Below are 26738 nucleotides of genomic sequence, written 5' to 3'. Positions count from 1 at the left end.
CAAACACCCACAAAAATAGCGCACACGGCAAAATACCGTACCAGATGAAGGTCATGAGACCTCCGAAAAAACTTTTGGCGGTAATAGCCATCATAAAGATGATGTAAATCCAGGCAATAGCAATAATATACAAAGTTGCACCAAGGTTGTGTAGATGAAAGTAATTATACCTGCTGGAAAAAAATTAAGTTTTGTAGAGTGAATATGTATCGTTCAGCTCGGCAAACTGCAATATGTAAATGATTTTTTCGTTTTGCGCGAACCCAGAATTTTTATTGAGAATGAATTGATATGAAAGCTATTCCTAAAGTTGGTTTTGTTTCCCTTGGGTGCCCAAAGGCAACGGTCGATTCCGAGCACATTCTGACCCAGTTGCGAGCGGAAGGTTATGAGATCGTGGGGAGCTATCAGGATGCAAACCTGGTTGTGGTTAATACCTGTGGATTTATTGACGCTGCGGTAGAAGAGTCTTTGGATGCTATTGGTGAAGCTTTGGCCGAGAATGGAAAAGTGATTGTAACGGGTTGTCTGGGTGCAAAAGGGGATGTGGTAAAGAAAGCGCACCCTCAAGTGCTGGCTGTAACAGGCCCTCATGCAACACATGAAGTCATGTCAGCCGTTCATGAACATTTACCTCAGCCACATGATCCTTATACCAGTTTGATTCCACCGCAAGGTGTGCGACTGACGCCCAAGCATTTCGCTTATCTGAAGATTTCCGAGGGCTGCAATCATCGCTGTACCTTCTGCATTATCCCGGCATTGCGTGGTGATCTGGTAAGTCGCCCTGTTGGCGACGTGATGCAGGAAGCTGAAAATCTGGTAAAAGCGGGCGTGAAAGAATTGCTGGTGATTTCTCAGGACACCAGCGCTTATGGCGTGGATGTGAAATACCGCACTGGATTCTGGCAAGGCAAGCCTTTGAAAACACGTATGACAGAACTCGTGAAGGCATTAGGGGAATTAGGTGTTTGGGTTCGCTTACATTATGTTTACCCTTATCCTCATGTAGATGAAGTGATTCCACTCATGGCGGAAGGGAAGATATTGCCATATCTGGATATTCCTTTGCAGCATGCAAGTCCTAAGATTCTGAAAGCCATGAAACGGCCTGCGAATAGTGAAAACACGTTGGAAAGAATTCAGTCATGGCGAAAAATTTGCCCTGATCTGACCATTCGCAGCACATTCGTAGTGGGCTTTCCGGGAGAGACGGAAGAAGATTTTGAACAGTTGCTGTCATTCTTGACTGAAGCACAACTGGACAGGGTAGGTTGCTTTACTTATTCAGCAGTAGATGGCGCAAAAGCCAATGAACTTGCTGACCACGTACCAGAAGATGTGAAAGAGTCGCGTAAAGCGCGTTTAATGGCGTTACAGGCTGACATAAGTACCAATCGCTTAGCACGTAAAGTGGGTAAGAAAATGATAGTACTTGTTGATGAAATTACGCCGGAAGGCGTTGTTGCCAGAAGTGCAGCAGATGCGCCAGAAATTGATGGGTTGGTTTTTATTGATGATGCTAAAAAGCTGGCAGTAGGGGATTTGGTTCAAGTAGAAATTATTGATTCTGACGAACATGATTTGTGGGCAAAACTTGTTGGTTGAACAAGTAAGGTCAATACTGGATTTCTCATTTACAATGAGCCCCCTCTGAAATAAATGCTTGTTAAGAATTTTCTGATGCTTTACGATGGTTTTCAGCGTTATATTTAACGTACTCAGTGCTTCATATAAAATAGTAAATCTTCATTTGTGCTATATTTTGATTGTATATTCCCCTTAGTTTTCGGGGTTTATATGCTTGATATAAGACGGAGAAAGTTTTATGCAAAATTTCCACCATCTTGTAGATGCTGTCCAGCAAAACTGTTATATCACGGATGCACGTTATGCTCGAAACATGACAATGTGCACCTATCTTCTTGAAATGCGACAGTATTATCGATGGGAAAATGATATTCCATACAGTAAAAGTCCGCCCAAGGATGAATTAGGTAACTGGATGGTTGAGCGGGAAAACCTCTGGAATACCGTTGAAGAATCACCCTATGCTCCTTTGCGCGTTGGTTCAGACTTGAAAGATCCGTTTGATAGTGAATCAATCAACCGAAAATTACTTCCAGAAGGCTATGTGTATAGCGGAGGGTATGGCCGGTTTCACAAGCCGCATTTTTTTCTGGGTGAGTTACTTAAAGAAGAAAAGCGCAATGGATTTACTATTCTTGTTTCAGGTTGTGAATACGCGCGAGATTTAATTTCCCCTCCGGCAGCATTATTAAACCGCACCATATATTTACGCCGGGAAGCTGTCCGACGATATATCTGGGATAAATTCGAAGAATGGAATTGGAAGAAGCGGGATAACACGCAAGCCAGTGCATTCAGCTTTTATGATTTTCAGAAAAATCCTAATTTAGCGCTTGAGGTCATGACAGAAAATGAAAGTGAAGCCATGATTCTGCATGAACTGGGTGAAGGTATGGCTGGAGATTTGTTGGGTGAGGGTTGGTCGGAAATGTTGTCAACATTGACGTCAATCAAGGCAGAAATTATGGCGCGTGCAGTACGTGATCATATGGCAGATTGTCTTTCCACACTTCCCGCGCTGCTTGAAAGAGAAGCTGCAAGCTCATTACATTTTTACTTTGCTAATTTTAATGGGATGCGCAAAGAGCTTTTTCCACGGGCTATGAAGGGGTACCAGAGTTGGGTGGCTTCAGGAAATATTGAGCCATTGGCAGAAGCAGTTTGCCAAGGTAAAGATCATTGGTCAAAAGTGGGCCAGCAGTTGCTCGATATATACAAGAAACACGGGAAGAACAGTAGCCTCTTTTTGGAAAAACTACTGATTGATGGGAATTCAGTTCTTAAATTCTAAAACTTTACAGTTGTATAATTGGCATTGCATTCTAGAATTAAGAAACCTTTAAATTATCCATTCTTGCTTGGGATATGTACTTCCAGTACAGGAGAAGATCATGAGCAGCCAGTTTGATTCCGCAAAGCATTCGGATGCCTTAAAAAAAGTGAAGTTGACTAGTAGCGGGCGCTTGGAGAGCCTGTCTGAGTGGAATAAAGAGATCGCTATTATGCTAGCTGAAAAAGAGGGACTGGAGCTCAAACCAGCCCATTGGGAGATTCTCAATTTACTTCGTGCTTACTATACAGAATACAATATTTCGCCAATTAAAAAGTTGCTCAAGAAGGAAATTAGCGAAAAATTGCCCGATGGGGAAATCAAATCTTCAGATGCATATCTGGAAAACTTGTTCCCGAATGGTGTTTTGACACAAGGTACCAAAATTGCGGGTCTCCCTGTCCCTATGCTTGATGCTGAGATTGAGGGAATGCATGTTATAACCCGAAAGAAATCAAAAGCAGTGCCTGCAAAAGAAGTTTCACATTTTGTAGGCACTTTTGAGTTTGAGAAGGAGGTCTTCTCTGTAACAGAAAAGGGTAATCTGGTTAACCTGGCTGACTGGAACGAGCGCCTGGCTGAATTCATGGCAAGTAAAGAGCATATTCGTCTTACACCTGACCATTGGGAAGTAATCAATTATCTCAGGAAATTCTATTTCAACTATGGAATAACCCCGATGGTGAGATTGCTGATGAAGCACATGCGGCGTGAACTAGGTGAAGGTAAGAGCAGTCACGACTATCTTTATCATCTGTTTCCTGGCGGTCCATCCCGGCAAGGATCGCGTATTGCCGGTTTGCCTGAACCTCAGGGGTGTATAGATAATTGACAGCTATTTAACAGATGGGAAATTATGGCTGAAAACCTGAGTGATCAGCCAGAATTATTATTCCCCTTCTGGTTTTTTGGTAGAACCGGGTTTGTGTAACTTAACCACATTGCTCTTTTGCGGTTCATCTGTATAAAAAGGCTTTTCATTTCTGCTCAGTCCGGCATTGTCTGCCAATTCAGCTTCCCGTGCAGAAATCAATCCAAAACATTCACGGATATCCTGAATCGTTCTTTCAGATAAGGGGTGCAGCATACCTGGTTGTGGTGTTGCGTCTTTAACAATGCTTGCCAGTACCTTGCGCATCACGCGCAAAATGCGTTGCTCTTTGGATAAGATTTCGTCGTTCACTTAATTTGCTCCGGTTTTCTAAATACGGTAATTAGCTGGTTTCCCAGTTTGTTCCTCTACTGCGAATACGATTATTGTAACCTTTGATGCTGCTGCAAAGGAAATCTTTATTTGAGATTTGGGTTAACGTACAAATTGCCTGACAATGGTTAATAACTCTGCCAGTTCATCATCTCCGTTTCCAGATTTTATTGCATTTTGAACGCAGCCTTTGGTATGGTCTTCCAAAAGTTGCATACCAACCGCATTAAGTGCGGATTTAATTGCACTGATCTGGGTCAATATATCTATGCAATAGCGGTCACCTTCAACCATTTTGGAAATGCCACGCACTTGTCCCTCTATACGGTTTAACCGTTTAAGGAGTGCGTTTTTATGGGGCTGAACGACATTTTTAGGTTCTGAGTGACAAACAGGTTTGCTGACTGTTTTAGCCGACGACTTCATAGCCGGCATCTTCGATTGCTGTTTTAAAAGCACCAGTATCTGTTTTAGAAGCATCATAACCGATAGTGACTTTGCCGGTTTCCAGGACTACTTCTACATTACTAACACCGGGTATTGGTTCAAGTACATTTTTTACGCTTTTAACGCAGCCCATGCAAGTCATCCCTTTAACATTCAGTTTTTTTGAATCCATTTTAATGCTCCTTTATAAATTGCATTATGCTAATACAAATAACGTTTTTGAAAATGTGTTGCATTCTAGTTTGCTGTTTTCCAACGCTTTAACAGTAGCGAATTGCTGACGACAGATACTGAGCTCATTGCCATGGCCGCCCCTGCGATAACCGGATTAAGCATGCCGAACGCTGCCAGAGGTATGCCCAGAATATTGTAAATAAATGCAAAAAACAGGTTTTGTCGAATTTTCCCTAACGTGGCCTTGGATAAACTGATCGCATCAGCCACACTATTCAAATCGCTGCGCATCAGCGTCACATCTGCGGCTTCAATGGCTATGTCTGAACCGCTGCCAATAGCGAAGCTCACATCTGAAGCAGCAAGGGCAGGGGCATCGTTAATGCCATCACCTACCATACCAACGATTTTTCCTTGTTCGCGCAACTTATTGATTGATTCGGCTTTATGTTGAGGTAAAACTTCTGCAAAAAAAGTATCAATTCCAGCTTGTTGAGCAATGGCTTTCGCCGTGGCCTGATTGTCGCCAGTAATCATCACCACTTCAATCCCCATGTTTTTCAGACGGGAAATGGCGTTAGTTGAGGTGGTACGAATTTTGTCTGCGATGGCAATATATCCAATAACCCCGTTGGGCTTTGCAATGCCGATAACTGTTTTTCCCTGGGTGGTAAGTTGAGCAATCTGTTTATCGTCAATGACGACACCTTGTTCAATCAGAAAGCGCGGTGAGCCAAGCCATACGATTTCACCTTCAATTTCGGCTTGAATGCCTTTTCCTGCGACGGCAGAAAAGTTTAATATGGCAGAGGTGGATCCAGATTGTTCCTTGTTGTGATTCAATATCGCTTGTGCAAGTGGATGCTCGGAACCCTGTTCAAGCGTTGCGGCCATATTGAGCAATATTTGTTCACTATGACCATTAACGGGCACAACATCGGTAACTGAGGGTTTGCCTTCAGTCAGGGTACCTGTTTTGTCCACAACCAGTATCTGGATTTTTTCTGCGCGTTCCAGTGCGGCTGCATTTTTAACCAGCACACCTGATTGCGCACCTCTGCCAGTACCCACCATGATCGCTGTGGGTGTGGCTAGGCCCAGCGCGCAGGGGCAGGCGATGACCAAGACCGCGACAGCATTAACCAGCGCCACGGTAAAACTGCCTCCGATACCCCACCATAAGCCAAAAGTGATGACACTTATGGCCACTACAACCGGAACAAAAATTCCTGAAATGGTATCAGCCAAACGCTGAATAGGGGCCTTGGAACCCTGTGCTTCCTCTACCAGGCGTACAATTTCTGCCAATGCGGTATGAGAACCCACCCCTGTGGCCTTACACCGCAACATGCCTTGATTATTTTGAGTGGCAGCAAAGACCTTTTTACCCACTTCTTTAGTGACGGGCAAGCTTTCACCCGTAAGCATGCTTTCATCCACGCTGGAATGGCCTTCGATGATGTCACCATCAACAGGAATACGTTCGCCAGGGCGCACTATAAAGACTTCGCCTATATGGATGCTGCTCACTTCTACTTCAATAATCTCGCCATCTCGCTCTACGCGAGCGGTTTTTGGCTGAAGTTTAAGCAGTTGTTCAATAGCGGTAGATGTTTTTCCTTTGGCACGGGCTTCTAAAAGCTTTCCCATGAGTATCAAAGTTATGATGGCGGCGGAGGCTTCAAAATAGACGTGAAGTTCAGTCAGACCAAACAAAGTGACAACAGCACTGAAGAAGTAAGCCATGCTGGTACCCAAGGCTACCAGCACGTCCATGTTGGCGCTGCCACCTCGTAAAGCGTTCCAGGCCCCCATGTAAAAACGCTTGCCAACCCAGAATTGCACTGGCGTGGCGAGTACCATTTGCAGCCAGCGAGGCAGCCATTCTTCATGGCTGCCTGAAAACATGGCACCCATCTGGAGAACCAGAGGGAGGGTGAACGCAGCCGATATCCAGAATAACCGGACTTCTTTCTGGTATACGTTCTGTCTGCGTGCTTTTTCATCTTCGCGGCTGACTTCTGCCAACTCATGCGCGTCATAGCCGGATTTTTTCACTGATGAGATCAAATCTGCAATGGTTGATGTACCCGGTGACAGCATAATGCTCGCTTTTTCAGCTGCAAAATTTACCGTTGCTTCTACCCCGGGTTTTTTGTTCAACACTTTTTCAATTCTGGCTGCACAGGCAGAACATGTCATGCCTTCCAGAGCAAGTTCAATGCGTTGGTTGGGAACGGAATAACCTGTTTTTTTGATTGTTTCAACAAGGTTGGCGGGGTTGGCTTCACCCACTTCGTAATCAATCTGAACTTTTTCGCTGGCAAAATTGACCGCAGCTTTGACGCCTGGCAGTTTATTCAAGCTTTTTTCGATACGGTTGGCGCATGCAGAGCAGGTCATGCCTTCAATGGGTAATTCAATGCGTTTTGAGGAAATAGGGAAATGCATGATGATTACTCCTTAGAGCAACCATCATATTCTGAATGACTGGATGTTGTCAATATACCCTTAGGGGGTATATTGAAGGTTAGTTTCTTACGATTGCACCATCCACCACTTTGACTTTATCTCCAGACATCAAACCGGAATCGTTTGGCTGGTTAAAGGTTCTGTAAGAGCCGTCTTCCATGCGAACACTGATTTCAAAGTGCTTGGTTTTCTTGACGGCTTTTTCTACCTGATGTCCAGCAAAAGCACCTCCCGCTGCACCCGCGATCGTAGCCGCGGTTGTTCCGCGTCCCTGACCGATCTGCGTTCCAAGAAGCGCTCCGGCAACTCCGCCAGCTACAGCACCCAGTCCGGTTCCTTCACCTGCTTGCTCAATGACATTAACAGATTCAATGACACCACAATTTGAGCAAATATTGGTGGGTGCTGGTACTGAGTTAGTACTGACACTGGTTTGCTTGGCCACATTTTGATGTGTTACTTTTTTGGTTTGTTTTTCTCTATGTGTTTGTGAAGCCGGTTTAGTCACTTCCGCCTTAGTTTCCGCTTTTGGTGGGGTAGCGGGCTCCGGTTTTTGTTCCTCAGGTACTGGTGTGACAGTCTTGGTGTCAGCCGTTTCAATTTTGGCTGTTTGTTCAGCAGTCACTAATGGTTGCGTACTCTGTTCCTGGGTTTTTGAAGCAGAGCCAGGTATCCATCCCATAATAGCGCCAATTCCGACAGCACTGAATAGAATTACTGCTATTGCAGCAATAATCATAATCGGATGGGTTTTCGTAGTTTGTGTGGCCATTGCGGTACTCCAGTTGATTAATGATTTAATTATGCAGGTAAGCGATTGACCTAAGAAGATTAACTTCAGGTCTGTTAATTGTGTGAAGTTACTGGCAAACAGGTTTCAGAACCAATTAATTATAGTTCATGAGTTTCGTCAGTAAATTATTTGCAAGAAAGTGTATCAATCTCATTGAAGCTATAGGTTTTAAACTAATAACTTTGACTATATTGTACGTTATATTATTAATGCTTCCGAGATCTTCCCTAATGAAAAAGTCTGGGATGAAACAAGTAAAAGTTTCAAATAAGCCTTGATAAAAAAGGCCCCTGGATTTCTGGGGCCATTTTAATGAATCATGCTTATAAATAAGGCAATATTTCCAGTGCTATCTCAACTGGTTATCCCCAATTTTTTGATGTTTTTTAAGACAGCTGTTCAGGCCGCATTTGCGGAAACAAAATAACATCCCGAATACTCGGGCTGTCAGTCAGGAGCATGACCAGACGGTCAATACCAATGCCTTCGCCTGCAGTGGGCGGTAAACCGTATTCCAGTGCACGTATATAATCTGCGTCGTAGTGCATGGCTTCTGCATCACCTGCATCTTTTTGCTGTACTTGGCTCATGAAACGATCAGACTGGTCCTCAGGGTCGTTTAACTCTGAGAAACCATTGGCAATTTCGCGCCCGACCATAAACAACTCGAAACGCTCTGTAATCTCGGGGTTGCTATCGTTACTACGCGCTAATGGTGACACTTCTGCCGGATAATCAATAATAAAAGTGGGATCAAACAGCAGGTGTTCTGTGTTTTCTTCAAACAGGGTAAGCTGCAAACCACCAATGCCATCATGTTCCTTATAACTGACCTTGAGCTCATTGAATTTGTTGATCAGGAATACACGGTCGTTTAACTGCGCTTCGGTGAATTCAGGATTGTATTTCTGAATAGCTTGCGCAATGGTTAAACGAGCGAAGGGGAGGCCCAAATCCAGTTCGCGACCTTGGTAAGTCACTTTGGTTGTTCCCAAGACGTTTTCTGCCACTTCGCGGAACATTGCTTCGGTGAAGTCCATCATGTAACGGTAGTCGCGATAGGCTTCGTAAAATTCCAGCATGGTGAATTCAGGGTTATGCCGGGTGGACATACCTTCATTGCGGAAGTTACGGTTGATTTCGAATACTTTTTCCATTCCGCCCACTACCAGGCGCTTCAGGTACAGTTCCGGTGCAATGCGCAGATACAATTGCATATCGAGCGTGTTGTGATGGGTGATAAAGGGACGCGCAGCTGCACCACCCGGAATCGGATGCATCATGGGGGTTTCAACTTCCAGATAGCCGTGGCGTACAAGGAATTCGCGAATGCCCTGAATGATTTTGGAACGGGTAGAAAATACCTTACGTGTATCTTCGTTGGTGATCAGATCCAGATAACGCTGCCGGTACTTTTGCTCCTGGTCTGTCAGCCCATGGAATTTTTCAGGTAGCGGGCGCAGCGTTTTTGTTAATAAACGGATTTCAGTGGCGCGGACTGACAACTCTCCGGTTTTTGTTTTGAACAATACGCCCTTGGCGGCAATGATGTCGCCCAAGTCAAAGTGTTTGAATGCCTCGTGAGCGGCTTCACCAACATGGTCGTTTGTAATGTATAGCTGGATGCGCCCGCTCATATCCTGAATGGTCGCAAAACTGGCTTTACCCATTACCCGTTTTAACATCATGCGGCCAGCAACGCTGACACTGACTGGGCTACCTTCCAGCTCTTCTTTGGATTTACTCTCGTTCTGCTGGTGCAGGTCAGCGGCTAAATGTTCGCGGTTGAAATCATTGGGAAAAGCGATCCCTTGTTCGCGGAGAGCTTTCAGTTTGCTTCTGCGTTCTTCAAATATCTGATTTGTATCTTGAACCGGTTGGTTTTCTTGTTCGCTCATTCTTGTAGCCTTTTATCTATCTTTGCGTGTTAATTGATTAAACACCTTGTTTCAAACTGGCGCTGATGAAATCATCCAGATCCCCATCCAGCACAGCCTGGGTATTACCTACTTCAAAGTTGGTGCGCAAATCCTTGATGCGTGACTGATCAAGCACATATGACCGAATCTGATGACCCCAGCCAATGTCGGATTTGGTATCTTCCAGGGACTGCTTTTCTTCCATGCGCTTACGGAGTTCAGCCTCATACATACGGGCTTTCAGCATGCTCATGGCCTCAGCGCGGTTTTTGTGTTGAGAACGGTCGTTCTGACACTGCACCACAATGTTCGTGGGAATGTGTGTGATACGGACTGCAGAATCGGTTTTGTTGATATGCTGACCTCCCGCACCTGATGCGCGATAGGTATCAACACGCAAATCGGCGGGATTGATATCGATTTCAATGGATTCATCGACTTCCGGGTAGACAAACACACTGGAAAAGGAAGTGTGGCGACGATTGCCGGAGTCAAACGGGGATTTTCGTACTAAACGGTGCACGCCTGTTTCAGTGCGCAAGTAGCCGTAAGCATATTCTCCCGATATTTTCAGTGTCGCGCTTTTGATGCCTGCTACTTCGCCTTCGGATTCTTCCAGAATTTCAACTTTGAAATCATGTCGCTCGGCGTAGCGCAGGTACATGCGTTCGAGCATGGAGGCCCAATCCTGCGCTTCTGTACCGCCTGAACCTGACTGGATATCGATAAAACAATTATTGGGATCCATGGGGTTGGAAAACATACGGCGAAATTCCATGCCCTCAACGATTTCTTCGAGTTTTTTGGTATCGGCTTCTATGCTGACAAGGGTGTCGTCGTCGCCTTCTTCCCGCGCCATTTCAAATAATTCGCTGGTATCATTCAGTGACTGAACGAGTTTTTCCAGCGTAAAAACAACGGATTCTAATGATCTGCGTTCGCGGCCTAAATCCTGTGCTTTTTTTGCGTCATTCCAGATGGCTGGATCTTCCATCAACTGAACGACTTCTACCAGGCGATCTTTCTTCTGGTCGAAGTCAAAGATACCCCCGTAATTCTTCGGTTCTTTTACCTAAGTCTTCCAATAAATTGGTTAACGTATTAAGTTGTTCTGCTTCCATGAAATACTACCCTGGAGAAAATTTCTCGATTATACACGAGGGAACCTCGTAATTCAGCCCATAAATAGAATAGCAAGCTGGCGTTGTTTGATCTTCATACTGATAAGCGGATGCCCATTAGCCTTTCGTAGGCAAGAGGTTCTATGCAGTTTATAGTTTTGGCGCCTCAAAGGCGCTGGTAACCCATGAGCCGCCTAAAGGCAGCTATAGCCCTAATTTCATTTGGTCGTAACGTTCGTCTTCCTGCTCCTGATTACGAATGTATTCCCGAACCATTTCTTCATCCAATTGCACAGTGCTTTCCAACTTCGAATGGCCCTGCAACAGTTGCACTGCCCGCAAGTTTTTGGTTTGCCGGTAAATCAGGTTTGCCTTGGTTCGGCGCTTCGTATGTGTGCGATAGAAAGTGGAATCAAGACCAATTGCGGCGACCCATCGATGCACGATCCTAGCGTATTGCCGGGTTGAAACATGCGGAGAGTTTTGCAACCGACTGGGGAACAAGTAATGTTCCGACTTTAGATTGGCTTTAGCTATCCATGCTGCGACGGCATTTCTGGTATCTTCCGTCAGTTCAAGCTGCACAGGCCTCTGCGTCTTTCGTTGAATGACCATAGCTCGTGTCAACATCTGGATGCCGTGAATTATGTCCAGGACCCGTATGTTCACCAGGTCTAACCTCTCAGCTTGCTGTCGATGGCCAAGTTAAACATGGCCAAGTCACGGATACGTTTGCCGAGTTGCAGATGGATACGGATGGCCCAGATTTCCTTCAGCTTCAGTGGTGGTTTCTGGCCTATCTGTCAGGCACTACATTACACTGAAGGATGAGTGGCCTGCGCCACCAGGCGTACCCCCAAGGCTGTGCAAACACGACTTATAGTATCGAAACGCGGTTGGGCACCAGGACGTAAAGCTTTATATAATGCCTCTCGGGAGATGCCAGATGCCTTGGCAATCTCGCCCATACCGCGTGCACGAGCGATATCGCCGAGCGCGGAAGCCAGAAGCGCGGGATTATTCGCCTCAATAATATCTGTCAGATAAGCCGCAATTGCCGCTTCACTGCCAAGATATGGTGCAGCGTTGAATTCAGGTAAGTCATCCACTTTGATTGGTTTCATCGTTATCTCCTTATAGCTAAACCAGCAGCGCAGCCAAGACTTTGGCTCGCTTGATGTCGGTTTTCTGGGTGCGTTTTGAGCCGCCAGCCAATAACACGATCACCTCTTTTCCACGTTGGGTAAAGTAAATACGCCAGCCTGCGCCCAAGTGAATGCGAAGTTCTGATACACCCCCTCCAACAGGCTCTACATCGCCCATTAAACCTAAAGACAAGCGCTTAATGCGTGCGACAACAACCCCACGTACAGACTCGTCGGTCAGCCCATCGAGCCATACTGTGAATTCAGGAAGTGGTTTAATCGAGAACATGATTTAATTGTAATCGAACGATTACATAAGTCAAGATAAGATAGTTGAATCAGTAACAGTCAGTTAGAATAATTCACCAATTTTTACGATGGGCTGCTTTCGGCGAGTATCGGTATCTGCCACGCAGTTGAATATAGTCATTCGCTTGGTTCGCAGTGTTGCACCATCAACTGCAAGGTGCGTGAGCCATTGTACTCATTGATACTTAGCTGAAAGGCGGCCTGAATCTTGTCAGGGACCGGGCTTTCCCTGAAAAACTGGATGGCTTCAAAGCTGCGCTTGCCATTGTTGAGGCGTAATTTCATATGTTTTTCCCCAACCAGTCGCTGCTGCTCAACGATAAATTCATCCTGAAATGTCGGTTGAGGGAATCCCTGGCCCCAGACGTGATTCTCTATTAGCGTTGCGAGTTCCATGGTCATCTCGTCGGGTAGCAGATTTCCGTCTGTTTCTATAATGCGCTCCAGATCATTTGGTGAAAGCAGTTCCCTTGCCACTTTTTCAAATGCCTGAGTAAACATGTCAAAGCTGGACGCCATAATGGTTAATCCAGCAGCAAAAGCATGGCCACCAAATTTTCTTATGAGATCAGGATGGCGTTTTGAAACCAGATCAAGGGCATCCCGCAAATGCAAACCTGCAACGGAACGTCCGGAGCCTTTAATTTCGCCATCGTTGCCCGGTGCGAATGTAATGACCGGGCGGTGAAATTTTTCTTTAATACGGGATGCGAGAATGCCAATCACACCTTGGTGCCACTCCGGATCATAGAGGCTCAGGCTGTAACTGTCTTCTACTACCATGGTATCCAGAACGGCAAGGGCGCTTAGCTGCATATCCGCTTCGATTTCACGTCGTTCACGGTTCAATGTGTCAAGCCTCTGAGCAATTTCCAGCGCGCGGAATTCATTGTCTGTAATCAGGCATTCAATCCCCAGTGCCATATCATCAAGGCGGCCAGCCGCATTAAGCCTCGGCCCCAGCATAAAGCCCAAGTCATAGGTAGATGCCTTGCGGAAGTCTCTGCCAGAAACGCGATACAAGGCCTTAATGCCCGCATGGGCCTTACCGGAACGTATGCGCTTTAAACCCTGCTGGACAAGAATGCGGTTGTTATCGTCCAGTTTAACCACGTCAGCTACGGTTCCCAGTGCCACAAGATCAAGAATGTTGCCTAAATTAGGTTCCTGTTTGTTTTCAAAAACACCCCGGTTCCTTAGCTCTACCCGTAAGGCCAGCATGACGTAAAATATTACGCCTACTCCCGCCAGATTTTTACTGGGAAAAGGGCAGCCGGGCTGATTTGGATTGACTATGCATGCAGCTTTCGGTAGTTCGTTTCCGGGTAAGTGATGATCAGTCACCAGTACTTCCATACCCAATCGATTGGCTTCTGCAACTCCAGCCACACTAGCGATGCCGTTATCTACGGTTATCAGAATATCCGGCTGCTTTGTTGCTGCAAGTTGAACGATTTCAGGTGTTAGTCCATAGCCGTATTCAAAACGGTTAGGAACGATGTAATCCACAATGGCACCAAATTCACGTAATGCTCTGATTGCCACTGCGCAGGCCGTTGCGCCATCAGAGTCATAATCCGCAATGATGATCAGTCGTTTCTTTTGCTCGATCGCGTCAGCCAGCAAACTCGCCATTTTTTCTGTATTAGTGAGTTGCTTGGGGGGGATCAGGCCACTTAAATCACTTTCAAGCTGCGTTGAACTAATAATGCCGCGGGCAGAAAAAATACGTGCTAACACGGGGTGCAGTCCTTGCTGAGTCAATTCCTTAGCTGTTTCGCTTGAATAATTGCGAGTTGAAATTTTGGGCATAGTGTTGATTATTCCATGTAGGACTTAAGTGGTTTATTTCGACGCCATATTTTCCACAAATCGCTAGGAGCAAGTGTAAATGTCCGAATTTCTTTGCCGGCTCCGGCATGAATAGTTAACGCAGTCAAGTTTCTGTTTTTCAGTGCCTGAAGCAGGGGAGAGAACCACTGCTGTTCCAGTGATTGCATGCCTTCCTGCCAGCCGTACACATCCCCATATTGCCCGGCACCGCGAAGAATATCCAGTACGATGAGGCATTTTCCCTCCTTGTCGGTCTGTTCAAGGAATGCAGTACCATTTTCAGGTAAGTTGGAAAATTTTGTTTGTGTAATATGCGCCAATGTACGGGCAAAATTATCATTACACCAGATGCTTGAGAAAGGTGTTTTTTGAACGCTGGGTAAAATGCCGCCTCCCCATATCCAGACGCTGTTAATAGGCATTTCACCCTGCATTTCCCGTTGTTCATTAACAGGGTGATCGTGAAATAACATTTGGATTTCGTTGAAAAGACCGTGCCAGCGCATACCTTCGGGACCAAAAGGCAACAACTCGTCAATATTATTCCCGGCAACCTCTGGCAGCATATGGGTTTGTATTGCAGGAGGGGTGGTGAGCCGGAGATACCAGCGATCAGGCCTTAGCCCGTAAAACAGCATCCCATCCTGTTCAAAATGGCGATTGAGTGATTCGGTCAGTGCATCGGCCTCGTTTTGCGTTATGGTTAATGTGCCACTGTCTGCAAGAATAATCTGGTCGCGTTGTACGCGCAAATGCACCGGATCTGCTCTCAACCAGTAATATTGCTCTGGCATACCTCCATCTGTAGTAAGTGTTAGCGGTGCAACAGGCCAGTCTTGTTGCTTTTCAATTCCGAAAATCTCACATAGCCAAGCTTCCATGCTTTGATTTGTTGGGGGTTGTTGTGAGCTTTTACCCAACAAAGTTTTTAAGCAGGGTAGATGCAAGCCCTGAAAAGGGTCATGGCCAGATGGAAGTGTGAGAAAAAGGTTGGGGATAAGTAAATGGCAATGCACGGAAGTTCCAGTCAGATAGCTGTGCAAAGTTTAACATAGGCGGCATGGTTGGCTTGTAATATGTGCTGGCCAATATGCGCGTTGTAAATTTGCCGTTTAAAACCGGAATTGGAAGCCTTTTGATTTTAGAGGGGATAGTGTGACCCTGTGCAGCAGTGTATCTAACGATTCATGCTTTTGTCAGTTATTTTACTGCGTGACAGCACTTGTATATGTATGCAAGTGCTGTCCGTAAAGCAGTGAATTTTTATCGTTTCGTCTCAGCGACGTAAATTTCTACACGACGGTTTTGGGCGCGGCCAGCGCTTGTATCATTAGAAGCGACTGGCTCATGTGAACCTCGGCCGTTTATAGTGAATCGTGCAGGGGCGACACCTCTTGTTGTTAAGTAATCGCGTGTGCGAGTCGCGCGTTCAACGGAAAGTGGGTCGTTGATAGCATCGCTGCCAGTGTTGTCTGTATGGCCGACGATAGTGACCATGGTTGCCGGATTGTCGGCCAGGCTTGCAGCAAATTTATCCAGAATAGGGCGGAAATTTGATTTGATATCTGAGCGGCCGGTATCAAATGAGATGTCGCTAGGGATGTCCAGTTTCAAACGGTTATCCGCAGTCTGGCTGACTTGTACGCCTGTTCCCTGTGTGGCTTGTTCCATATCCTGTTTCTGTTTTTCCATTCGGGTAGACCATACATTACCAGCAACTGCACCAGCAATACCACCTAATGCAGCACCTGTTGCTGCACGGCCACCACCACCGTCACCGGTAGTTGCGCCCAGAATCGCGCCAAGACCTGCTCCAATTCCAGCGCCTGTCGCTGTTCCGCGTTGGGTTTCTGACATGTTTGCACAGCCTGTGAGTGCGAGGGTAGCGGCGAAGATGCTTATAATGAGTTTACGCATTATGGTTCTCCATTTAGGGTTAACTGATTTGTGGTTACTTAATGATTAAAAGTTAAAAAGGCGAGTGCCAAAGAGGCCTGCCAAGCCGATAATAATCAAATAAATAGCAACAATCAGGTTAAGCATTCTGGGCATTAACAAAATAAGAATGCCTGCGATTAATGCTGCGAGTGGGCCAAAGTTCAGGTGCAAATTCATGGTGTTTCCTTATCCTGAGAAGCGTAGCATTGGGACTCGGTTGGACGCGTAATCCTGAATTTTGTTCAGGTTGATTAGCCGAGTTAAAGGTTAACATTATTATTTTGGTTGATGCAAGTCAGTTAATTTGTATTATGGCATCACAATTTGATGCGGCTGGTGGCATTGCTTGAAATAACAATGGATTCAATATTTCGACCTTTTGATGTGTCTGTTATATAAATTTGGCTCAGTTAGTGGCTTGTGGCAAACTTGTATTAGATAGATTCCTCATTTTAGTGCAAGTCTCCGAATGTTTTAATTAGACTGTGCTATATCTATGCCAAGCGCCGCATTCTGCGAATATTTTTACATTACGTCAGTGCAGAAGGTTCCCCGTACTTATTGATGGAGTAATAATGAAAACAAAAGCAGCTATATCCTGGAAAGCAGGCACCCTACTCACTATTGAAACAGTAGATCTGCAAGGCCCGCAGGAAGGTGAGGTGCTGGTTGAGCTGAAAGCAACGGGAATTTGCCATACCGATTATTACACCCATTCAGGCGTTGATCCGGAAGGGATTTTTCCCTCAATTCTAGGGCACGAAGGGGCGGGGATTGTAGTGGATGTAGGAAAAAATGTGCGCTCCTTAAAAAAGGGTGATCATGTGATTCCCTTGTACACGCCTGAGTGCAGGGAGTGCAAATTCTGTCTTTCACAAAAGACGAATCTTTGTCAGGCAATCAGATCGACTCAGGGTAAAGGGCTGATGCCGGATGCCACATCTCGTTTCTCCATTGATGGTCGTCCCATATATCATTACATGGGCACATCTACTTTTTCCAATTACACCGTAGTGCCGGAAATAGCATTGGCAAAAATCCGCGAAGATGCTCCCTTTGACAAGGTTTGTTATATTGGCTGTGGCGTAACTACAGGTTTAGGTGCGGTCATTTTTACGGCTAAGGTTGAGGCTGGCGCGAACGTTGTAGTGTTTGGTTTAGGCGGTATTGGACTCAATGTTATCCAGGGTGCAAAAATGGTGGGTGCGGGAAAGATAATCGGTGTTGATATCAATCCTAACCGGCAAGAATTGGCACGTAAATTTGGCATGACGCATTTTATTAATCCCCATGAAGTCGAAAACGTCGTTGATCGAATTATCGAATTGACTGATGGAGGTGCTGATTACAGTTTTGAATGTATCGGTAATGTGAAGGTCATGCGCCAGGCGCTCGAGTGCACACATAAGGGCTGGGGGCAGTCGATTATTATCGGCGTTGCAGCTGCAGGGGAGGAGATTAGTACTCGCCCTTTTCAGTTAGTCACTGGGCGTGTTTGGAAGGGTTCGGCTTTTGGTGGTGCGCGCGGACGCACAGACGTTCCGAAAATTGTGGATTGGTACATGGAAGGCAGAATCAATATTGACGACATGATTACTCACCGATTAAGTCTTGAGCAAATCAATGAAGGCTTCGATTTGATGAAAAGTGGCGAGTCAATTCGCTCTGTCGTTATTTACTAGGGCGGTTTTTATGCTGGAATGTATCAGTGAGCACGCCTGTTTTGGTGGCGTACAAGGTTTTTATCGGCATGCGTCTACCGAAATTGGTCTACCAATGCGGTTCGCTGTCTATCAGCCGCCACAAGCCAAAGAAAGGAAGGTTCCCGTTCTGTTTTTTCTTGCGGGGTTAACCTGTACCGAAGAAACTTTCATGATCAAATCTGGCGCACAGCGTTATGCCGCGCACCACGGATTAATGCTGGTTGCACCTGATACCAGTCCTCGCGATACGGGCATTCCGGGTGAGGCCGATAGTTGGGATATTGGCACCGGGGCAGGGTTTTATGTTGATGCAATGCAATCGCCATGGTCTGCGCATTTCAGAATGGAATCGTATGTGGTGCATGAACTTCGAGCATTAATATTACAATCTTTTCCAGCTCGTTCAGATCGGTTAGGTATATTTGGCCACTCGATGGGTGGACATGGGGCATTAGTGCTGGCCCTTCGCAATCCTGAAATCTATGCTTCGGTGTCTGCTTTTGCACCCATTGCTTCACCTGTAAATTGTCCTTGGGGGCAAAAGGCATTTTCAACCTATTTGGGCGCCGATGAAGCTAGCTGGCGGCAATATGACGCCAGTGAATTGATAAAACAATCAATTATACCCTATCCGCAAGGTATATTGGTAGATCAGGGGCTGAGCGATAAGTTTCTTGAAGAACAATTGCGACCACATGATCTGGAATCTGCATGCCAAACAGCTCAACAGCCGCTTACGCTTCGACGACATGCTGGATATGACCATAGTTACTATTTTATTTCCACTTTCATGGAAGACCATATTGCTTTTCACCATCAGAATTTGAATAAGTAAGATAAATGGGAATAGTAATAAGTCTGCGGAATATTGATATAACTAAACGTCACGTCTGAGTAAATTCATAGGATATGTATGTACGAACAAGCTTCACACGCATTATTGAATGAAATTCTGCATAAGCTCAAACCTGAAATCGGGAACATGCGGTTACGGCATTTTTACACCCGGCTCGGTGCAAATTTTTACGCCATTCATTCGCTGTTCAATTTACTGTATGGTAATCGACCTGATTTCAAGCAACAAATGCTCGAACTGGTTGAAACATTGGCACTTCGCTACATTGAAAGATCACCCAATTTGCGCAAATCTGATCTGGCTCGCGAACAGGATTACAACTGGTTTTTAAGCCAGAAATGGGTGGGAATGGCGCTTTACTGTGACCGTTTTGCCGGAGACTTAAAAGGTTTGCGCACAAAGCTTCCATACCTTCAGGAACTGGGGGTGAACATGCTGCATATTATGCCTATTCTTGATTGTCCGCCTGACCATAGCGATGGTGGTTATGCAGTGCGTGATTATAGCAAGGTAGACCCGTGCTTCGGCACAACGGAGGAAGTTGAAGAGCTTGCTGCTACGCTCAAGAAACGCGATATGTTGCTGGTGCTGGATATTGTAGTTAACCATACTTCAAACGAACACGAATGGGCCACAAAAGCCCGTAAAGGCGACAAAAAATATCAGGACTATTACTACGTATTCGATGATCGGGAAATTCCGGACATTTATGAAGAAGCCATGCCTGAAATATTTCCGGCCACTTCACCTGGTAACTTCACTTGGGATGAAGAATTAGGTAAATGGGTGATGACAGTGTTTCATAGCTATCAGTGGGATTTGAACTATCGCAATCCGGCAGTGCTGATAGAAATGATCGATATCATCCTGTTTTGGGCAAACAAGGGTGTAGATATACTTCGTCTGGATGCTGTAGCATTTTTATGGAAAAAAATGGGCAGCGCCTGCCAGAATGAACGTGAAGCTCATCTTATCTTGCAATTAATGAAGGATTGCTGTCAGGTGACAGCGCCGGGCGTGTTATTCATAGCGGAGGCGATTGTTTCGCCAAGCGAAATATCCAAATATTTCGGCGAGGATGCAATCAATGCTAAAGAGTGCGAAATAGCTTACAACGCCACATTTATGGCGTTGCTCTGGGATGCCGTTGCGACAAAGAATGCAGCTTTGCTCAATCAGGGAATCAAAAACCTGCCAAACAAATTGGAACGAGCAACATGGCTTAATTACGTGCGCTGTCACGACGACATCGGTTTGGGCTTTGACGATCACGATGTCAGCCTGGCTGGATATGACCCGGCTCAGCACCGGCGTTTTCTGATTGATTATTTTACGGGGCGATTCACAGGTTCATCTGCCAAAGGCCTGCCGTTTGGCGAAAATCCCAAGACCGGCGATGCACGTATTTCCGGTTCTCTCGCTTCATTGGTAGGGTTAGAGTCTGCACTGGAAGCGCAAGATCCAGAAGCCATCGATGCAGCAATCAAGACTATCGTGTTGTTGCATAGCATGATTCTCTCATTTGGCGGTATACCCTTACTCTATTATGGAGACGCAATTGGCATGCTCAATAGTCTGGAATATCTCGCAGAACCCTCTAAGCGAGAAGACAATCGGTGGGTGCATCGCTCACATTTTGACTGGAACAAATCAGAAAAACGCCACCAGGCTGGCACGGTGGAGAATCGGATATTCAGTGCAATTAAAAAATTGATCGCATTACGTAAAGAAACCATAGCGTTTGCGGATTTTGACAATCGCCAATTGTTGAAAGTCGACAATCCGAATTTACTGGTTTTTTCCCGGACTGAACCGCAAAACAATCGCAATAGAGTGTTAGTTGCTGCGAACTTTAATGCTGAAGCGCAAACGCTCCCTGTCGGGGCTTTAAGAGCCTATGGTTTCTTTCAACTCGATGGCATGAACGACCTCTGCACAGGAGAGCATATTGCAGTTGAAAATGATGAAATTGTTCTACTGCCATTGTCTTGTTATTGGCTCACCGAGTAAAATTTGGGATGTTTGGCGACGAGTTCTTCAAACCTCCTTCAAGCATTATCAAATTTCCAAGCTGCTAATCGAAAATATCTTTCTGATTTGAAGATAAGTTGCAACTTGCGAATATTTCAGAGGAAAATACAAAGTGTTTATTCAAATTTCAGATTTATCTTCATGAGGCAAACAACCTATCAGATAGAAATGAATACACAAGGGAAAGGTCTTTACAGCTTTACCGATCAGATAAATCATTGGGTGAAGTTATCCGGCCTGCAAATGGGTCTGCTGACGATTTTTGTGAAACACACTTCTGCCAGCCTGCTGATACAGGAAAATTATGATCCTGATGTGCAGACCGATCTGGAACGGTTTTTTTCTCGTTTGGTACCGGAAGGCGATCCCATCTACAGTCACGTTCTGGAAGGGCCGGACGATATGCCTGCCCATGTGAGGGCTGCTTTGACCCAAACCCATTTGTCGATTCCGGTCGTTGCGGGAAAACCTGCATTAGGTACCTGGCAGGGGGTTTACCTGTATGAACATCGAACCGAATCACAGCGACGGCATGTGTTATTGCATCTAATTGGGGAATAACAATGGCGAAGCGGGCCCGCTTGTGGCAGACTTGCCGTTTGCTAATATTTTGAACTGACACGTGCAACCATTCGAACTCTTTATCGGCCTGCGCTATACACGCGCCAAACGCCGCAATCATTTCATTTCTTTCATTTCTCTGATTTCCATGCTGGGTATTGCGTTGGGAGTGGCAGCCCTGATTGTTGTCCTTTCAGTGATGAATGGGTTTCAGGAAGAGCTGCGGGCACGAATTCTGGGAGTAGCAGCACATGCGCAAATAAGCGGCCTCGATAATACGCTTTCAAATTGGCAAAGTGTCGAATCGCAGGCCATCAAGCATCCGGAAGTCGTTGCTGCTGCGCCTTATATCATGGCGCAGGGTATGTTGTCGTTCGATCAGAATGTTCAGGGCGTGATTATCCGCGGGATTCTGCCGGAGTATGAAGATAAGGTGGCAGATATTGGTCAGCATATGAAAGCAGGCAAACTGACCAATTTGCGTGCTGGTGAATTCGGGATTGTGCTTGGGTCTGAACTGGCGCGCGCTTTAGGTGTCGGGATTGGTGAAAAACTGGTATTGATTGCGCCGCAGGGGCAAGTCACCCCTGCCGGTATTTTGCCGCGACTGAAACAGTTCAGAGTGGTCGGTATTTTTGAAGTTGGGATGTATGAGTACGATAACGGTCTTGCGTTGATTGATATGGCGGATGCGCAGAAATTGTATCGCATGGAAGACAAGGTTTCCGGTATTCGCCTCAAGCTGAAAGACTTGTACAAGGCGCCTCAGGTGGCACAGGAATTGAGTGCGATGCTTTCAAGTGATTTGTACATCAGCGACTGGACTCGTCAACACGCCAACTTTTTCCGGGCGATCCAGATTGAAAAGAATGTGATGTTTATTATTTTATTGTTGATTGTCGCAGTTGCTGCCTTCAATATTGTCTCAACGCTGGTAATGGTGGTAACTGACAAACAGGCCGATATCGCGATATTGCGGACATTGGGGGCTTCTCCGGGCAGCATCATGAAGATCTTTATAGTGCAGGGTGCGTTGATCGGTGTGATTGGCACCATGATGGGATTGCTCGGTGGCGTGACCCTGGCTATGAATATTGATGTGGTAGTGCCAGCCATTGAAAGGCTTTTCGGTATCCATTTTCTGGCAAAGGATATTTATTACATCAGCGAGCTGCCTTCAAAACTGGAAATAAACGATGTAATGGTGATTGGCGCAGTATCACTTGTTTTGAGTTTGCTGGCTACGTTATACCCCAGTTGGCGCGCATCCAAAACCAATCCGGCAGAGGCATTAAGATATGAATAAGGCTCAGGATATGGTTCTTGCATGTCAGGATTTGCACAAGGTATACAAGCAGGGCAGGTTTGAAGTGCCTGTATTGTTCGGCATCAATATGTCGGTTGCAAAGGGAGAAACCGTTGCAATTGTTGGGGCTTCCGGCTCCGGTAAAAGTACACTGCTGCATCTTCTGGGCGGATTGGATAGTGCTTCCAGCGGTTCAGTAGAAATCATGGGGCGGGATATTCAGCATATGAGTGAAGCTGATCGCGGATATCTGCGTAATCAGTCACTGGGTTTTGTCTATCAGTTCCACCACTTGTTACCGGAATTCAGTGCGCTGGAAAATGTTGCCATGCCGCTGTTGATCAGGCGCATGGCCAAGAGTGAAGCTTATCAGACTGCAGAAGCGGTATTAAATGATGTGGGGTTGGGGCACAGGTTGTCGCATAATCCCGGCGAGCTTTCAGGTGGTGAGCGTCAGCGTGCGGCCATTGCCAGAGCCTTGGTCACCCGGCCTGCTTGCGTCCTGGCCGATGAACCTACCGGCAATCTGGACCGGCATACTGCTGAAGGTATTCAGGATTTGATGATGAACTTGAATGCGTCCTACAAAACCAGCTTTTTGGTGGTGACACACGACATGAATCTGGCATCGCGCATGCAACGCATTATGAAGCTGGATGATGGCGTTTTAACAAACGCCTGAGCACGCTATTGTATTTTATCAGCTGGCTTGATGCGCTTTCTGCGTCGATGCCAGTAAGCAACAATGTATAGTCGCCACAATAGCCGTACCAGAAAATAACTGATCAATGAGAGTAAACTGGCCAGCACTGCTGTGCCAATTAAAAACGTTTCACCCAGCGAACTGAGCCATTGGATGAATAGAACCGGAAATTCCAGCCAGTTATCTTCCTGCCAGTTAAATGTCAGCGGCGGGATGTTCCCTGCATTCTTCCCTGTAATGAAACTGCCAATTTTATATGCTGAATAAAAAATTGGTACAGAGGTGACCGGATTGGTAAACCAGGTTGCAGCAACTGCTACGGGTAAATTAACCCTGAATATAATTGCAAATAAAGCTGCAAATATCATTTGTACCGGGCCGGGAATCATCCCTGTAAACATGCCAACCGCAACGCCTCCGGCAACAGACTGACGGTTGAGATGCCATAAATTGTGGTGATGCAACACAGACCCGAAAACTTTCATGAGTTTGTTCTGCAGGATTTCGGCGTGGGTAGGTAAGTATTTTCTGAAATATTTGCGTGGCACTGAACTGTTCTTAACCTTTGTAATTCGAAATAAGATAACTCTTTCTGTCTATTTTATATAAAGACTGCTGTGTGGGTATGGTTTATATTAAAGTAAGTAGACTCCTGTGGTTACTAACAGGTTCAATACGCAACCAAATGAATCTTAAATCGAATGAATTGACCGATAGTGAAAACAGTACCTTTAAATGAAACTAAACAACTGCTTGGCCTTACCCAAGTGGAGGTGAGTGTTCGTTTAAAAGCAGATGGATTTAACGAGTTGCCATCCACCAAAGTGCGTAGCGTTTTGAGTATTGCTTTTGATGTTGTGCGGGAGCCCATGTTTTTGCTTCTGGTAGCGGCCGGGCTGATCTATCTGGTGTTGGGAGATTTGCGTGAGGCACTGATGTTGTTAATGTTTGTCTTTATCGTAATGGGTATTACGATTTACCAGGAGCGAAAAACCGAAAGAGTACTTGAAGCACTGCGCGATCTTACCAGTCCGCGCGCATTAGTCATTCGTGATGGCGAAAAAAAACGCATTCCTGGACGGGAAGTGGTGCAAGACGATATTTTGCTGCTGGCTGAAGGTGATCGGGTGCCAGCAGATGCCGTATTGTTTTCGTGTAACGATCTGCAAGCGGATGAATCTTTGCTAACGGGTGAATCCGTGACTGTGCGAAAAGCAAAATGGGATGGTGTCTTGAAATTGGTGCGTCCTGGTGGCGATGACTTGCCGTTTGTGTATTCCGGTACGATGTTGGTACAAGGGCAGGGGATAGCAAAGGTACTTGCAACAGGGGTGCATAGCGAGATAGGCAAAATCGGCAAAGCATTGCAATCCCATGAACCGGAAAAGACGCCATTACAGCATCAGGCCGGGCGCCTGGTTCGTAATTTGGCATTGATTGGCACGGCCTTAAGCCTGTTGGTGGTAGCGTTGTATGTCATCAACCGTGGTGAATGGCTGAATGGGTTGCTCGCCGGTATTACCCTTGCCATGTCGATTCTGCCTGAAGAGTTTACGGTTGTTATTACCGTATTCCTGGCTTTGGGCGCATGGCGAATTTCCCGTCAGAATGTGCTGCCACGCCGTGTTCCAGCTGTGGAAACACTTGGTTCTGCAACGGTGCTGTGCGTGGATAAAACCGGGACGTTAACGCAAAACCAGATGGCGGTAAGCAAGCTTTACGCCGGACAAGATAGCTATGCTATTGATTACGAAGATAAGAATCAGGAATTGCCTGAATCCTTTCATGAACTGGTTGAATTCAGCATATTGGCCAGTGAAGTAGAGCCTTTCGATCCCATGGAAAAGGCGTTTCATCGGCTCGGTACCCATTATTTGGCTAATACGGAACATCTTCACCAATCATGGTCTATTGTCCACGAATATTCTCTTGCACCCGATTTACTGGCCATGTCCCATGTGTGGGTTGCAACAGATCGTGATGAATTTGTTGTAGCTGCAAAAGGAGCCCCAGAATCCATAGCTGACTTGTGTCACATGAACGAGTCTCAGCTAAAGATAATCTCAGCACAAGCCAATGCAATGGCCAGTGAAGGTTTGCGCGTACTGGCGATGGCAAAAGCAACATGCCAGGGCGAGCCCTGGCCACAAATTCAACATGATTTTGATTTTGTGTTTTTAGGGTTGATCGGCCTAGCAGACCCGATACGCCCCAATGTACCGGAAGCAATCAAAGAGTGTCAAAGTGCGGGCATACGTGTGGTCATGATTACCGGCGATTTTGCAGGCACTGCAAGCGCTATTGCGCAGCAGGCGCGATTATGTGCAAATTGTGAAATTATGACTGGCGAAGAGCTGGATAATCTCGATGACACCGCACTGCAGAAGAGAATTCGATCCGCCAGTATTTTTGCCCGTATTGTTCCGGAGCAGAAATTGCGGCTAGTCAATGCTTTTAAGGCCAATGGTGAAGTGGTGGCCATGACGGGAGATGGCGTCAATGATGCCCCTGCCCTCAAGGCGGCCCATATTGGTATTGCCATGGGTGGCCGGGGGACGGACGTAGCGCGCGAGGCCGCCTCTTTGGTTTTGCTGGATGATGATTTCAGTTCTATCGTGCATGCTATCCGTTTGGGCAGACGCATTTTCGATAACCTGGAAAAGGCGATGTCTTACATACTGGCAGCGCACTTGCCTATAGCCGGCCTCACACTTGTTCCTTTAATGCTGGGATGGCCTTTGATTTTATCGCCCATGCATATTGTCTTTCTGGAAATGGTGATTAACCCAGCCTGTTCCATTGTGTTGGAAGCGGAATCCGAAGAAAATAACGTCATGAGTCGTCCGCCGCGCCATCCAGATCAGCCTTTGTTTGGTGGCTGGACCTTAGCGTTGAGCATTATGCAAGGGGTGAGTGTGTTGATGATAGTGCTGGCTGTCTATGGCATCGCTTTACATCGTGGTCAGGGTGAAGCAGAAGCACGCACGTTGGCATTTGCAACTTTGGTGATTGCTAATTTGAACTTGATTTTGACCAATCGTTCCCGGTCACGCAGTATATTGAGCATGTTTTCCCAACCCAATAGTGCCTTGTGGTGGGTGTTGGCCGGGACTATTGTTTTTCTTGGGCTGATTTTGTACGTTCCGGCGCTAATGGATATTTTCCACTTTGCTACCTTGCATGCGGATGATATGTTGCTTTGTACCAGTGCAGGGTTCGCCAGTGTTTTGTGGTTTGAAGCCATGAAATTGTGGAATGGCAGAAAACAGCAATTCTGAAACAAAAGCAGATATTTCGTGTATG

At 46.1% G+C, this 26738-nt stretch carries 24 protein-coding genes and 2 pseudogenes; 10 read left to right on the top strand and 16 right to left on the bottom strand.

The window, feature by feature from the left end:
* Window positions 1-291: 291 nt before the first annotated feature.
* The 3 genes from rimO to EDC63_RS01960 all read left to right on the top strand — a co-directional run bounded on the left by rimO (window position 292) and on the right by EDC63_RS01960 (window position 3752).
* The gene (gene rimO, locus EDC63_RS01970) at window positions 292-1608 is read left to right on the top strand and encodes a 30S ribosomal protein S12 methylthiotransferase RimO (RefSeq protein WP_124947637.1); all 1317 of its coding nucleotides are present in this window, start codon (window positions 292-294) and stop codon (window positions 1606-1608) included.
* A 220-nt stretch (window positions 1609-1828) separates the two neighbouring features.
* A complete protein-coding gene (locus EDC63_RS01965; protein ID WP_189836545.1) occupies window positions 1829-2881 on the top strand; it encodes an Sfum_1244 family protein in 1053 nt (350 codons plus the stop codon).
* Window positions 2882-2981: 100 nt separating this feature from the next.
* Window positions 2982-3752 (top strand): TusE/DsrC/DsvC family sulfur relay protein, encoded by a 771-nt coding sequence (locus EDC63_RS01960; RefSeq protein WP_124947638.1) that lies wholly within the window; start codon window positions 2982-2984, stop codon window positions 3750-3752.
* Window positions 3753-3809: 57 nt separating this feature from the next.
* Here EDC63_RS01960 and EDC63_RS01955 read toward each other — a convergent pair whose 3' ends face one another.
* The 15 genes and pseudogenes from EDC63_RS01955 to EDC63_RS01890 form a co-directional block, all read right to left on the bottom strand.
* Window positions 3810-4103, bottom strand: a complete 294-nt coding sequence (locus tag EDC63_RS01955) for a segregation and condensation protein A (protein ID WP_223248421.1) — start codon at window positions 4101-4103, stop codon at window positions 3810-3812.
* Window positions 4104-4226: 123 nt separating this feature from the next.
* Entirely contained in the window at window positions 4227-4550 is a 324-nt protein-coding gene (locus EDC63_RS01950; RefSeq protein WP_124947639.1) for a metal-sensitive transcriptional regulator, read from the bottom strand.
* The gene (locus EDC63_RS01945) at window positions 4534-4743 is read right to left on the bottom strand and encodes a heavy-metal-associated domain-containing protein (RefSeq protein WP_124947640.1); all 210 of its coding nucleotides are present in this window, start codon (window positions 4741-4743) and stop codon (window positions 4534-4536) included. The genes EDC63_RS01950 and EDC63_RS01945 overlap by 17 nt, the downstream gene beginning before the upstream one ends.
* A gap of 65 nt (window positions 4744-4808) precedes the next feature.
* Window positions 4809-7196 (bottom strand): heavy metal translocating P-type ATPase, encoded by a 2388-nt coding sequence (locus tag EDC63_RS01940; RefSeq protein ID WP_223248422.1) that lies wholly within the window; start codon window positions 7194-7196, stop codon window positions 4809-4811.
* A 79-nt stretch (window positions 7197-7275) separates the two neighbouring features.
* Entirely contained in the window at window positions 7276-7989 is a 714-nt protein-coding gene (locus EDC63_RS01935) for a glycine zipper 2TM domain-containing protein (RefSeq protein ID WP_124947641.1), read from the bottom strand.
* Window positions 7990-8396: 407 nt separating this feature from the next.
* The gene (lysS, locus tag EDC63_RS01930) at window positions 8397-9908 is read right to left on the bottom strand and encodes a lysine--tRNA ligase (RefSeq protein WP_124947642.1); all 1512 of its coding nucleotides are present in this window, start codon (window positions 9906-9908) and stop codon (window positions 8397-8399) included.
* A 37-nt stretch (window positions 9909-9945) separates the two neighbouring features.
* Window positions 9946-11050 (bottom strand): peptide chain release factor 2 gene (prfB, locus tag EDC63_RS01925; RefSeq protein WP_124947643.1). Its coding sequence is split into 2 segments (ribosomal slippage): window positions 9946-10968 and window positions 10970-11050, totalling 1104 coding nucleotides; the frame shifts between segments, so codons are not numbered across the junction.
* Window positions 11051-11254: 204 nt separating this feature from the next.
* Window positions 11255-11350 (bottom strand): annotated as a pseudogene (locus EDC63_RS18695) (IS200/IS605 family transposase); the annotation flags it as partial.
* A gap of 51 nt (window positions 11351-11401) precedes the next feature.
* A pseudogene (locus EDC63_RS01920) lies at window positions 11402-11665 on the bottom strand (integrase); the annotation flags it as partial.
* A 200-nt stretch (window positions 11666-11865) separates the two neighbouring features.
* On the bottom strand, window positions 11866-12174 hold the full coding sequence (locus EDC63_RS01915) for an addiction module antidote protein (protein WP_189836546.1): 309 nt from the start codon (window positions 12172-12174) through the stop codon (window positions 11866-11868).
* Between the two features lie 16 nt (window positions 12175-12190).
* The gene (locus EDC63_RS01910) at window positions 12191-12484 is read right to left on the bottom strand and encodes a type II toxin-antitoxin system RelE/ParE family toxin (protein ID WP_124947645.1); all 294 of its coding nucleotides are present in this window, start codon (window positions 12482-12484) and stop codon (window positions 12191-12193) included.
* 137 nt (window positions 12485-12621) lie between these two features.
* Window positions 12622-14316, bottom strand: a complete 1695-nt coding sequence (recJ, locus tag EDC63_RS01905; protein ID WP_124947646.1) for a single-stranded-DNA-specific exonuclease RecJ — start codon at window positions 14314-14316, stop codon at window positions 12622-12624.
* A gap of 8 nt (window positions 14317-14324) precedes the next feature.
* Window positions 14325-15218 carry a phosphoglycerate mutase gene (locus tag EDC63_RS01900; RefSeq protein ID WP_124947647.1) on the bottom strand — a complete coding sequence of 298 codons (894 nt, stop codon included), beginning with the start codon at window positions 15216-15218 and terminating at the stop codon, window positions 14325-14327.
* 382 nt (window positions 15219-15600) lie between these two features.
* The gene (locus EDC63_RS01895; protein ID WP_124947648.1) at window positions 15601-16254 is read right to left on the bottom strand and encodes an OmpA family protein; all 654 of its coding nucleotides are present in this window, start codon (window positions 16252-16254) and stop codon (window positions 15601-15603) included.
* Between the two features lie 45 nt (window positions 16255-16299).
* Window positions 16300-16452 (bottom strand): DUF3096 domain-containing protein, encoded by a 153-nt coding sequence (locus EDC63_RS01890; RefSeq protein WP_124947649.1) that lies wholly within the window; start codon window positions 16450-16452, stop codon window positions 16300-16302.
* A gap of 398 nt (window positions 16453-16850) precedes the next feature.
* Between EDC63_RS01890 and EDC63_RS01885 the strand changes: the two genes are divergently transcribed.
* The 6 genes from EDC63_RS01885 to lolD all read left to right on the top strand — a co-directional run bounded on the left by EDC63_RS01885 (window position 16851) and on the right by lolD (window position 23414).
* A complete protein-coding gene (locus EDC63_RS01885) occupies window positions 16851-17957 on the top strand; it encodes an S-(hydroxymethyl)glutathione dehydrogenase/class III alcohol dehydrogenase (RefSeq protein WP_124947650.1) in 1107 nt (368 codons plus the stop codon).
* A gap of 10 nt (window positions 17958-17967) precedes the next feature.
* Window positions 17968-18813, top strand: coding sequence for an S-formylglutathione hydrolase (gene fghA / locus EDC63_RS01880; protein ID WP_124947651.1), 846 nt, complete (start codon window positions 17968-17970; stop codon window positions 18811-18813).
* Between the two features lie 78 nt (window positions 18814-18891).
* Window positions 18892-20844, top strand: coding sequence for an amylosucrase (locus EDC63_RS01875; RefSeq protein WP_124947652.1), 1953 nt, complete (start codon window positions 18892-18894; stop codon window positions 20842-20844).
* Window positions 20845-21006: 162 nt separating this feature from the next.
* Window positions 21007-21426, top strand: a complete 420-nt coding sequence (locus EDC63_RS01870; protein ID WP_189836547.1) for a secondary thiamine-phosphate synthase enzyme YjbQ — start codon at window positions 21007-21009, stop codon at window positions 21424-21426.
* 61 nt (window positions 21427-21487) lie between these two features.
* Window positions 21488-22732, top strand: coding sequence for a lipoprotein-releasing ABC transporter permease subunit (locus tag EDC63_RS01865; protein ID WP_124947653.1), 1245 nt, complete (start codon window positions 21488-21490; stop codon window positions 22730-22732).
* Entirely contained in the window at window positions 22725-23414 is a 690-nt protein-coding gene (gene lolD / locus EDC63_RS01860) for a lipoprotein-releasing ABC transporter ATP-binding protein LolD (protein ID WP_124947654.1), read from the top strand. The genes EDC63_RS01865 and lolD overlap by 8 nt, the downstream gene beginning before the upstream one ends.
* Window positions 23415-23419: 5 nt before the next feature.
* Here lolD and EDC63_RS01855 read toward each other — a convergent pair whose 3' ends face one another.
* Complete coding sequence (locus tag EDC63_RS01855) at window positions 23420-23920, bottom strand: DUF2062 domain-containing protein (RefSeq protein ID WP_124947655.1); 501 nt, start codon at window positions 23918-23920, stop codon at window positions 23420-23422.
* A 231-nt stretch (window positions 23921-24151) separates the two neighbouring features.
* Between EDC63_RS01855 and EDC63_RS01850 the strand changes: the two genes are divergently transcribed.
* On the top strand, window positions 24152-26713 hold the full coding sequence (locus tag EDC63_RS01850) for a cation-translocating P-type ATPase (protein WP_124947656.1): 2562 nt from the start codon (window positions 24152-24154) through the stop codon (window positions 26711-26713).
* The last annotated feature ends 25 nt before the right edge of the window (window positions 26714-26738 follow it).

This window comes from Sulfurirhabdus autotrophica, from assembly GCF_004346685.1.
Lineage (GTDB): Bacteria > Pseudomonadota > Gammaproteobacteria > Burkholderiales > SMCO01 > Sulfurirhabdus > Sulfurirhabdus autotrophica.
This window is presented reverse-complemented; position numbering and strand designations above follow the sequence as displayed.